Genomic DNA, 11755 nt, shown 5'->3' with positions numbered 1-11755 from the left:
TATAAGGAGATGGATAATGGTATTTACAGCAAAAAGCCCTAAAATTAATATTGATGAAGTTCGTAGTTTGTCTAAACTAGAAGGACAAGTACTTGCGAACAAACTCCAACGTGATCAAGAGCTTGAAGCAATTATTCGTGGGGAAGACCAACGCATCTTGTTGGTGATTGGTCCGTGTTCGTCTGACAATGAAGAAGCGGTCCTAGAGTACGCTAAGCGTTTGTCAAAACTTCAGGAAGAAGTCAAAGACCGCGTCTTTATGGTCATGCGTGTCTATACTGCTAAACCACGTACTAATGGTGATGGATATAAGGGCTTGATTCACCAACCAAATGCCAAAGAAGCGCCTAGCCTCATCAATGGGATCAAGGCGGTTCGTCATCTGCACTACCGTGTTATTTCTGAAACAGGAATGACAACAGCAGATGAAATGTTGTACCCAGAGAACCTTCCTTTAGTAGATGATTTGATTTCTTATATGGCAGTTGGAGCCCGTTCAGTCGAAGATCAACAACACCGTTTTGTAGCTAGTGGAGCAGATTTTGCGACAGGTTTTAAAAATCCAACCTCAGGAAATCTCAATGTCATGTTTAACGGTATTTATGCAGCTCAAAACAAGCAGAGTTTTCTTTTCCTAGGGAAAGAAGTCGAAACTACTGGAAATCCTCTATCGCATGCTATTCTCCGTGGAGCTCTTAACGAGTACGGGAAAAACATTCCTAACTACTACTACGATAATTTGATGGATACTATTGCTCAGTATGAAAAGATGGTACTTGAGAATCCATTCATCATTATTGATACCAACCATGATAACTCAGGGAAACAGTATATGGAGCAGATTCGTATCGTTCGCCAGACTTTAATTAACCGTGATTGGAATGAAAAGATTAAAAAATATGTTCGTGGTTTCATGATTGAGTCATATCTAGAAGATGGTCGTCAAAATGAACCAGAGGTCTTTGGAAAATCTATCACCGATCCATGTCTAGGATGGGAAAATACGGAAGCTCTTGTTCGCGAAATCTACCAAAGACTAGGAGAATAATATGGCATTTATCGAGAAAGGTCAAGAAATCGATATTGAAGCGATTAAGGCGGAAACACGGCTATCTGCAGAAGCCTTGCAGTATAAGGAAAGCCGTGACCAAGAACTCGCAGATATCCTTTCAGGAAAGGATGACCGCGTCCTTTTAGTCATTGGACCTTGTTCGTCTGACAATGAAGAAGCAGTTCTTGAGTATGCTCGCCGTTTGGCAGACTTGCAGAAAAAAGTGGCGGACAAGATTTTCATGGTCATGCGTGTATATACTGCGAAGCCACGTACCAATGGAGATGGCTACAAGGGCTTGGTTCATCAGCCAGATACTTCTAAAGCTCCAAGCTTAATCAATGGTTTACAGGCTGTACGTCAGCTTCATTATCGGGTGATTACAGAAACAGGATTGACTACAGCAGATGAAATGCTTTATCCAGCCAATCTTGTCTTGGTTGATGACTTGGTGAGTTATCATGCAGTAGGTGCGCGCTCAGTAGAAGACCAAGAACACCGTTTTGTAGCTTCAGGAATCGATGCACCAGTGGGAATGAAGAACCCAACATCTGGAAACCTATCTGTGATGTTTAATGCTATTTATGCAGCACAAAACAAACAAACCTTTCTCTTTCATGGTCAAGAAGTTGAAACTTCAGGAAATCCCTTGGCTCACGTCATCCTTCGTGGAGCTATGAATGAATACGGGAAAAATGAACCTAACTTCTACTATGAAACCCTCTTAAATGCCATCGGTCGTTACGAGTCTATGGGGCTCGAAAATCCCTTTATCATGATTGATACCAACCATGATAATTCAGGGAAACAGTATATGGAGCAAGTTCGCATTGTTCGCCAAACTCTTCTCAACCGTGACTGGAATGAAAAGATTAAGAAGACAATTCGAGGCTTCATGATCGAGTCTTACTTAGCAGATGGGCGCCAAAACCAACCAGAAATCTTTGGACGTTCCATTACAGACCCATGTTTGGGCTGGGAAAATACAGTAGCTTTAGTAGAAGAAATCTATTCTACCTTAACAAAATAAGTGAAAAGGATGGAGTTGGGGGAATCTCAACTCCTTTTGATGAAAATGATAGTTGGACACGGAATCGATATTGAAGAATTAGCTTCTATACAAAATGCAGTTGAAAAAAGAGAAGGTTTTGCCCAGCGTGTCTTGACAGGCAAGGAAATGGAGCGCTTTGCCAGTCTCAAAGGTCGCAGACAGGTCGAGTATTTGGCTGGTCGTTGGTCAGCTAAAGAGGCTTTCTCAAAGGCTATGGGAACGGGAATTGGGAAGCTAGGCTTTCAGGATTTGGAAGTCTTGAACAATGAGAAGGGAGCTCCCTACTTCAGCAAATCCCCATTTTCAGGAAATGTTTGGTTATCGATTAGCCATACAGAACAGTTTGTGACAGCTAGTGTTATTTTGGAGGAAAATCATGAAAACTAGTCCACATAGACCAACCAAGGCCCTTATTAATCTAGAAGCAATCCGCTACAATATCCAACAGATGGGAGCACACATTCCTAAAGGCACTCTCAAATGGGCGGTTGTGAAAGCCAATGCCTATGGACATGGAGCGATAGCTGTTGCAAGAGCTATCCAGGATGATGTAGATGGCTTTTGTGTGTCAAATATTGATGAAGCCATCGAACTCCGTCAGGCAGGTATCACTAAGAAGATTCTCATTTTGGGAGTATCTGAGGTTGAATCTTTTTCATTGGCTAAGGATTTTGATATTACCTTGACAGTGGCAGGATTGGAATGGATTGAGAATCTCCTTGATACTGAGTCAGACTTATCAGGTTTAACCGTTCACCTTAAGATTGACTCGGGGATGGGACGAATTGGTTTTAGAAGTGCTAGTGAGGCCGAACAAGCCCAAGCTATGCTCAAAAACCATGGTGCTTCTGTCGAGGGAATCTTTACGCACTTTGCTACTGCAGATGAAGAGTCAGATAGCTACTTTAAGCAACAGCTGGACTGTTTCAAGACAATCCTTACAGGCATGAAGGAAGTGCCCAAATTCGTTCATGCAAGTAACTCCGCAACGACTTTATGGCATGCGGAAACGATTTTTAATGCTGTTCGCATGGGGGATTCCATGTATGGTCTCAATCCAAGTGGTCAAGTTTTGGAATTGCCTTATGAACTAAAACCAGCCTTAACTTTGGAGTCAGCCATCGTTCATGTCAAAACAGTAGAGGTTGGAGCTTGTATGGGGTACGGAGCGACTTATCAGGCAGACAGTGAGCAAGTCATTGCCACTTTGCCAATCGGTTATGCAGATGGTTGGACACGAGACATGCAGAATTTCTCAGTTCTGGTGGATGGCCAATTGTGTCCCATTGTAGGGCGTGTATCCATGGACCAAATCACCATTCGCTTACCTAAGCTTTACCCATTGGGTACCAAGGTAACTTTAATTGGCTCAGACGGTGATAAAGAAATTACTGCAACAGATGTAGCAGTTTACCGAGGAACTATCAATTATGAGGTAGTTTGTCTCCTCAGTGATCGAATTCCAAGAGAATATTATTAAGAAATAGAAGGAAAGGAGAAGAGCATGAATTTACATCAACCCTTGCATGTCTTACCAGGAGTGGGACCTAAATCAGCAGAGAAATATGCCAAACTAGGAATTGAAAACTTGCAAGATCTCTTGCTCTACTTCCCTTTCCGTTATGAAGATTTTAAGACTAAGCAGGTGCTAGAGCTAGAAGACGGTGAAAAGGCTGTTTTGTCTGGTCAGGTAGTGACACCAGCCAGTGCTCAGTATTATGGTTTTAAGCGCAATCGCCTACGCTTTAGCCTTAAACAGGGAGAGGTTGTTTTTGCAGTTAATTTCTTCAACCAACCCTACCTAGCTGACAAGATTGAACTAGGAGCAACCTTGGCTGTCTTTGGCAAGTGGGACCGTGCCAAGGCAAGCCTCACAGGAATGAAGGTTTTAGCCCAAGTGGAGGATGACCTCCAACCGGTCTATCGTCTAGCACAAGGTGTCAGTCAAGCAGGACTTGTTAAAGTCATCAAGACAGCCTTTGATCAAGGACTGGACCTCTTGATAGAAGAAAACATCCCCCAGTCCCTGCTCGATAAATACAAACTAATGCCCCGTAGTCAGGCTGTTCGTGCCATGCATTTTCCCAAGGATTTGGCAGAATACAAACAGGCTCTCCGTCGAATCAAATTTGAGGAACTCTTTTATTTCCAAATGCAATTACAGACCCTCAAGTCTGAAAATAAGGTTCATGGAAGTGGTCTGGTCTTGAACTGGTCTCAGAAAACATTAACTGCAGTGAAAGAGAAATTGCCTTTTGCCTTGACCCAAGCCCAAGAAAAAAGCCTGCAAGAAATTCTAACAGATATGAAGTCGGACCATCACATGAATCGGCTCTTACAAGGGGATGTCGGTAGCGGGAAGACAGTGGTTGCAGGTCTTGCTATGTATGCAGCTGTAACGGCAGGATATCAGGCTGCCCTCATGGTTCCAACAGAAATTCTTGCAGAGCAGCATTTTGAAAGCCTAGAGAGTCTCTTTCCGGATTTGAAATTAGCTCTCCTAACAGGGTCATTGAAAGCTGCAGAAAAACGCAAGGTCTTGGAAACCATTGCTAAGGGGGAAGCCGATGTGATCATCGGAACCCATGCTCTTATACAAGACGGCGTGGACTATGCCCGACTCGGCTTGATCATCATCGATGAGCAACACCGCTTTGGTGTAGGGCAAAGGCGTATTTTACGGGAAAAAGGTGAAAATCCAGATGTCCTCATGATGACGGCAACTCCCATACCACGGACCTTAGCCATCACTGCCTTTGGGGATATGGATGTTTCTATTATTGACCAGATGCCAGCAGGGCGTAAGCCCATCGTAACGCGCTGGATCAAACATGAACAGTTGCTCCAGGTCTTGACTTGGTTGGAGGGTGAGATTCAGAAAGGCTCCCAAGTCTATGTTATCTCTCCTTTGATTGAAGAATCTGAAGCTTTGGATCTTAAAAATGCCATTGCTCTGTCAGAAGAGTTAACGGCTCATTTTGAAGGAAAAGCAAAAGTTGCTCTCTTACATGGGAAAATGAAGAGTGATGAAAAAGACAAGATTATGCAGGATTTCAAAGAGAGAAAGACAGATATCCTGGTCTCTACAACGGTTATCGAGGTCGGGGTCAATGTGCCAAATGCGACAGTCATGATTATCATGGACGCTGACCGTTTCGGACTTAGTCAGCTCCATCAGCTCAGAGGTCGTGTCGGTCGTGGAGACAAGCAGTCCTATGCGGTTCTAGTGGCCAATCCAAAAACTGACTCTGGGAAAGACCGCATGCGTATCATGACGGAAACGACCAATGGTTTTGTCCTTGCAGAAGAAGATTTGAAAATGCGGGGTTCTGGTGAAATTTTTGGAACTAAACAGTCGGGTCTACCAGAGTTCCATGTAGCTGATATCATCGAAGACTTCCCAATCCTTGAGGAAGCTAGAAAGGTAGCTAGCTATATCAGCTCCCTCCCAAATTGGAGAGAGGACCCAGAGTGGCACATGATTGCCTTACATCTCGAGAAGAAAGAATATCTGGATTAAGCTTTTTCTAAGATAATGTTAAGTTTGCTTTTAGGGTGAGTATCTATACTAGAGTCATCCAAAAGAAACGAGGACTCTCTCATGACTATTAAAGTAAATTACCAAAAGACATTTCAAAAGGAAACTCAACCTTCTCCTAAATACTAAGAAAAGAGCGAAATCGCTCTTTTTTATTTTTTTAAAACTACTTTCAGAGGGATTCTTGCTGGGATCGGACATTAAATCCACTTTCCGTTTCCCTTTCTTTCTTGCATTGCTTCCCCATATGTGCTACAGTTATGATAACGGTTACAAAATAAAGGAGAATTCTATGAGAAATCCAGCATTAGTAGAAGAAATGAAAACATATAAAGGAAGAGATGAAGTTCCACAGGATTTTGATGTTTTTTGGGATGGTGAGATTGACAAGGTTTCGGTCTTGCAAGACTACCAACTAGAGGAACATGACTTTCATATTCCAAATGTGAAATGCTATGAACTTACTTTTAAAGGTACACGTGATGGCCTTGTCTATGCGCGTGTAGTCTTACCAAAATTAGATAAGAAAGTACCGGTTATTTTCCACTTCCATGGTTATATGGGACGTTGCTGGGATTGGACAGATATGTTAGCCTTTACGGTCGCTGGTTATGGGGTTGTATCGATGGATGTCCGTGGGCAATCTGGTTACTCTCAAGACGGCTTGCGTTCGCCTCTCGGAAATACAGTTAAGGGTCAAATCATTCGTGGCGCAGTAGAAGGAAAAGAGCAACTCTTCTATAAAGATGTCTATCTAGATATTTATCAATTGATTGAGATTGTAGCTAGTCTCCCTCAAGTAGATGAGGGGCAATTGGCTAGTTATGGAGCTTCGCAAGGAGGAGCCTTGGCTTTAGTGGCTGCTGGTCTCAATCCACGTATCAAGCGAACAGTTGCAATCTATCCATTCTTGTCAGACTTTAGACGAGTGCTAGAAATTGGGAATACCAGCGAAGCTTATGACGAGCTTTTTCGTTACTTTAAGTTTCATGATCCTTTCCATGAGACAGAAGAACAGATCATGGAGACGCTTGGTTATATCGATGTGAAAAACCTTGCCCATCGAATAAAAGGTGAGGTGAGAATGATTACAGGTCTTGATGACGATGTCTGCTATCCGATTACTCAATTTGCCATCTATAATCGTTTGACTTGTGAGAAGAGTTATCGCTTCATGCCTGAATATGCACATGAGGCTATGAATGTCCATGTCAATGACCAGGTTTACAACTGGTTGTGTGGTAGTGAGATTCCCTTTACCTATGTAGGTCATTAAAAAAATGAAAAAGAGCCTTGCTAAAACAGGGCTTTATTTGTTGAGGAGTACAGAAAGTAGTTTCAAAAAGTTTGAAACATAGAAATATATCTGAAAGTAAATTCTATTATAGATTACTAAGGCTAAAATTTGGAAGATTTATTATATAATAAGTGTAACATCAAGTCGAAAGGAGTTGAATGGTTGCTTACTGGAAGGAAGTAAATAAGGGCAACCACATTTCAGATGAAAAAGAATGGGGAAACCCATCAATAATACAGTTTCTTTATATGATTGATGCCCTAGAGGCTAAAAATTTTAATTAAAAAAGAAAGCGCTTTATTTTTGAAAAAAGAAAGGAAAATTATGACACAGAGAGATTTTGAACGGAAACAACGATTTGGAATTAGAAAGTTTACAGTAGGAGCTGCATCAGTAGTCATTGGAGCAGTTGTTTTTGGTGCTTCACCAGTTTTAGCTCAAGAAGCTCCAGCAACTAGTGGTGAAACAGCTGGACAAGCTTTGCCAGAATTGCCAAAAGAAGTAGAAACAGGAAATCTAGCTAACTTAGATAAGGAGCTTGCTGATAAGTTGGCAACAGCGACAGATAAAGGAACAGAAGTTAACCGTGAGGAGTTGCAAGCAAATCCGGGCTCTGAAAAACCAACAGAAACTGAAACTCCAGCAGAGACTCCAGCTGCAGAAACTGGAAATGCAGAAGAAACTGAGAACCAAGGAGCAATTGCTAGGGATTATTACTCAAGAGAATTAGAAAATGTTAACACTGTCGTAGAAAAAAATGATGTTACTATTAACTCAGAAAATAATCAGCGAGATGATCTTACAAGTGATTTAGAGAAACTCAAGAAACTTCAAGATGCAACAGTGCATATGGAGTTCAAACCAGATGCATCGGCACCACGTTTCTACAATCTTTTCTCTGTATCAAGTGATACCAAGGAAAATGAGTACTTTACCATGTCAGTCTTTGATAACACAGCCCTTATCGAAGGACGTGATGCAAATGGTACACAATTCTATGATAAATACACTGATGCGCCATTAAAGGTTCGCCCTGGTCAGTGGAATTCAGTTACCTTTACTGTGGAAAAACCAACAACTGAAGTTCCTGCCGGAAGAGTTCGTCTATATGTAAATGGTGTCTTATCCAGAACAAGTCTAAAATCTGGGAAATTCATCAAAGATATGCCAGATGTGAACCACGTTCAAATCGGAGCGACCAAACGAGGAAGCAAGACAGTTTGGGGCTCAAATCTACAAGTTCGTAATTTAACAGTCTATGACCGCGCCTTAACACAAGATGAAGTTCGAACACGAAGTCAATTATTTGAAAGAGGAGACTTGGGGCAAGAACTTCCAGAAGGGGCTGAAATTTCTAAAAAAACAGATGTCTTTACGGCAGGTAAAAATGGGCAGCCAAATCAAGATGGTATCAACAGCTATCGTATTCCAGCCCTCCTCAAGACTGATAAGGGAACTTTGATTGCTGGATCTGACGAACGCCGCTTACACCACTATGACTGGGGTGATATCGGTATGGTCGTTAAACGAAGTGAAGATAAGGGTCAAACATGGAGCGATCGCATCACTCTTACAAATCTACGTGACAATCCAAAAGCCAAGGATCCAAACATCGGTTCGCCAGTAAACATCGACATGGTCTTGGTTCAAGATACGGAAACCAAACGAATCTTCTCAGTCTACGATATGTTCCCAGAAGGTAAAGGAATCTTTGGAATGTCTTCTGAAAGAGAAGTTGCCTATAAGGAAATTGATGGAAAAACTTATCAAATTCTATATCGTGAAGGAGAAAATGGAGCCTATACAATTCGTGAAAATGGGCTTGTCTACACACCAGATGGTCAGGCAACGGATTACCGAGTTGTTGTAAATCCTGTTAAGCCTGGATATAGCGATAAAGGTGACCTTTATCAAGGTGAGCAGTTACTAGGAAATATCTACTTTACAAGCAATAAAACTTCTCCATTTAGAATTGCTAAAGACAGCTACCTATGGATGTCTTATAGTGATGATGATGGGAAGACTTGGTCTGCACCACAAGATATTACTCCAATGGTCAAAGCTGATTGGATGAAATTCTTAGGTGTGGGACCTGGAGTGGGAATTACCCTCCAGAATGGACCTCATAAAGGTCGGATTGTTGTCCCTGTCTATACGACAAACAGAACCCACCACCTCGACGGTTCTCAATCATCTCGCATTATCTATTCAGATGACCATGGTAAGACTTGGCATATGGGTGGCGGTGTCAATGACAACCGTACACTTCATGATGGCACAGTAGTTGATTCAAGCAACATGAAGAATTACTACGCTCAAAATACAGAAGCTTCTGTTGTTCAGTTGAACAATGGTCAATTGAAACTCTTTATGCGTGGATTGACAGGAGATTTGCAGGTCGCAACAAGTAAAGATGGTGGAGCAACTTGGGAAAAAGATGTGAAACGCTATTCAGATGTCACAGATGTTTATGTTCAAATGGCGGCAACTCACACAGTTCAAGATGGTAAAGAGTATATCCTTCTAGCCAATGCTAATGGACCAGGTCGTAAGAATGGCTACATTCGAGTGGCTCGCGTAGAAGAAGATGGCGAGTTGACTTGGTTGCATCATCATCTGATTCAAGAAGGTGAGTATGCTTATAACTCACTTCAACAAATTGGACCAAAAGAATTTGGTCTCTTGTATGAACATCATGAAGCGGGTGGCAATCCTTATACTCTATCCTTCAAGAAATTCAACTGGGATTATCTAACTAAAGAGAGACTTGCTTCTAAAGAAGTGAAAGTTACAACGGCTATGGAAAAATGGCCAGGCATTATTGCTATGGAATTTGATTCAGAAGTCTTGGTAAATCAAGCTCCAACTCTCAAATTAGCTAATGGTAAGACTGCAACCTTCATGACTCAGTATGATACGAAGACTCTCCTATTTACAATAGCTCCTGAAGATATTGGTCAAAAAGTTACAGCTATTGAAGAGGGTGCAATTGAAAGTATGCATAACTTGCCAGTATCTGTGGTAGGTACTAAACTTACGAATGGTTTTAATGGCGACGAACCGGCAATCCATGAAGTCCCAGAATTTACAGGTGGTGTCAATGGCGACGAAGCAGCTGTAACAGAACTTCCTGAGTACACTGAAGCTATTGGAACTGCAGGTGATGAAGCGGCACCAACAGTAGAAATCCCAGAATTCGAAGGAGGTGTCAATGGCGACGAAGCAGCTGTGGCTGAGCTCCCTGAGTATACTGAACCTAGTGCAACAGTCGGTGATGAAGCAGCACCAACAGTAGAAGTCCCAGAATTCGAAGGTGGTGTCAATGACGACGAAGCGGTTGTAACAGAGCTCCCTGAGTACACTGAACCTAGTGCAACAGTCGGTGACGAAGCAGCGCCAACGGTGGAAATCCCAGAATTCGAAGGTGGTGTTAATGCAGTCGAAGTTGCAGTTCATGAGCTTCCAGAATTCACAGGCGGAGTAAACGCAGTTGAAGCGCTCAAAAATGAGCTTCCAGAATTTGCAGGTGGAGCAAATGCAGTTCAAGCCCTTAAGCATGAACTTCCAGAATTCACAGGCGGAGTAAATGCAGTCGAAGCAGCCAAAAACGAACTTCCGGAATATAAGGTTGAAGAAAAACCGCTTGTCACTTTAGTAGCACAGCAAGACAAGACATATCAAGCTCCAGCAGCTCAACCACAACAACCAACCCTCCCTGCAACAGGAAGTGAGGTTTCTACTCCTCTAGTATCTGTAGGAATGGTTGGAATGCTTCTCGGCTTGTTTGGAATGGCTAAGAAAAAAGAAGATTAATGGCAACATTGAATCTAAAAAGTCTCTATAAAAAAGGTTTAGACTTATATTAGAAGGGTCTGTAACGTTCATTCGTTACAGGCTCTTTATTTGCAGAAAGCGAAGATTCTAGTGAAAATAAGCGGATGGAAGGCGATTCAAAGGCGGGAATTTCTCCCTGAAACTACTTTCAGGAGATTCTGTTTCATAAAATTGTTTTGAAACTTCAATCTATTCTAGTACAAGTTCTTGAAAGCGCTTTAAAAATGATATATAATAGGCTCATAAGAAAAAAGAAAAGGAGGAAAGTAGATGCCACAGATCAGTAAAGAAGCTTTGATTGAGCAGATTAAAGATGGAATCATCGTTTCTTGTCAGGCACTTCCTCATGAACCGCTTTATACAGAAGCGGGAGGTGTAATGCCCTTGCTAGTCAAAGCGGCTGAGCAGGGTGGAGCAGTCGGTATCCGAGCAAATAGTGTTCGGGATATTAAGGAAATCAAAGAGGTCACAAATCTTCCGATTATCGGAATTATCAAACGTGATTATCCACCACAGGAACCATTCATCACTGCTACTATGAAAGAAGTTGATGAACTAGCGGCTCTAGATATTGAGGTGATTGCTCTTGATTGTACCAAGAGAGAACGCCATGATGACTTGGAAATTCAAGAATTCATCCGTCAAATCAAAGAAAAATACCCAAATCAACTCTTGATGGCTGACACAAGTACCTTTGAAGAAGGGCTTACAGCAGTTGAAGCAGGAATTGACTTTGTTGGAACAACCTTGTCAGGCTACACATCTTACAGCCCGAAAGTGGATGGTCCAGACTTTGAATTGATTAAGAAACTTTGTGATGCAGGAGTAGACGTCATCGCAGAAGGTAAGATTCACACACCAGAACAGGCTAAGCAAATCCTAGGTTACGGAGTGCGAGGCATTGTAGTTGGTGGCGCTATTACTAGACCAAAAGAGATCACGGAACGATTTGTTGCGGGTCTCAAATAAGACAATTAAAACACG

At 42.1% G+C, this 11755-nt stretch carries 9 protein-coding genes; all 9 read left to right on the top strand.

Features of this window, described 5'->3' with window-relative positions:
- Positions 1–16: 16 nt before the first annotated feature.
- Entirely contained in the window at positions 17–1048 is a 1032-nt protein-coding gene (locus I1J71_RS02350; protein ID WP_006152856.1) for a 3-deoxy-7-phosphoheptulonate synthase, read from the top strand.
- Between the two features lies 1 nt (position 1049).
- Positions 1050–2081, top strand: coding sequence for a 3-deoxy-7-phosphoheptulonate synthase (locus I1J71_RS02345; RefSeq protein ID WP_195183577.1), 1032 nt, complete (start codon positions 1050–1052; stop codon positions 2079–2081).
- 39 nt (positions 2082–2120) lie between these two features.
- Positions 2121–2489, top strand: coding sequence for a holo-ACP synthase (acpS, locus tag I1J71_RS02340; RefSeq protein WP_229026613.1), 369 nt, complete (start codon positions 2121–2123; stop codon positions 2487–2489).
- Positions 2479–3582, top strand: a complete 1104-nt coding sequence (gene alr / locus I1J71_RS02335) for an alanine racemase (protein WP_195183575.1) — start codon at positions 2479–2481, stop codon at positions 3580–3582. The genes acpS and alr overlap by 11 nt, the downstream gene beginning before the upstream one ends.
- A gap of 24 nt (positions 3583–3606) precedes the next feature.
- On the top strand, positions 3607–5622 hold the full coding sequence (recG, locus tag I1J71_RS02330) for an ATP-dependent DNA helicase RecG (RefSeq protein ID WP_195183574.1): 2016 nt from the start codon (positions 3607–3609) through the stop codon (positions 5620–5622).
- A gap of 310 nt (positions 5623–5932) precedes the next feature.
- Complete coding sequence (locus I1J71_RS02325) at positions 5933–6916, top strand: acetylxylan esterase (protein WP_195183573.1); 984 nt, start codon at positions 5933–5935, stop codon at positions 6914–6916.
- A 179-nt stretch (positions 6917–7095) separates the two neighbouring features.
- On the top strand, positions 7096–7221 hold the full coding sequence (locus I1J71_RS08675) for a hypothetical protein (RefSeq protein ID WP_267471783.1): 126 nt from the start codon (positions 7096–7098) through the stop codon (positions 7219–7221).
- Between the two features lie 40 nt (positions 7222–7261).
- Positions 7262–10750: an SIALI-17 repeat-containing surface protein gene (locus I1J71_RS02320; protein WP_195183572.1), complete on the top strand. Its 3489-nt coding sequence runs from the start codon at positions 7262–7264 to the stop codon at positions 10748–10750.
- A gap of 291 nt (positions 10751–11041) precedes the next feature.
- Entirely contained in the window at positions 11042–11740 is a 699-nt protein-coding gene (locus I1J71_RS02315; RefSeq protein WP_195183571.1) for an N-acetylmannosamine-6-phosphate 2-epimerase, read from the top strand.
- Positions 11741–11755 lie beyond the last annotated feature (15 nt).

This window comes from Streptococcus infantis, assembly GCF_015546995.1.
GTDB classification, from domain to species: Bacteria; Bacillota; Bacilli; order Lactobacillales; family Streptococcaceae; genus Streptococcus; species Streptococcus infantis_J.
Note: the sequence above shows the minus strand (reverse complement) of the source record. Positions and strands in the feature narration are given on the sequence as shown.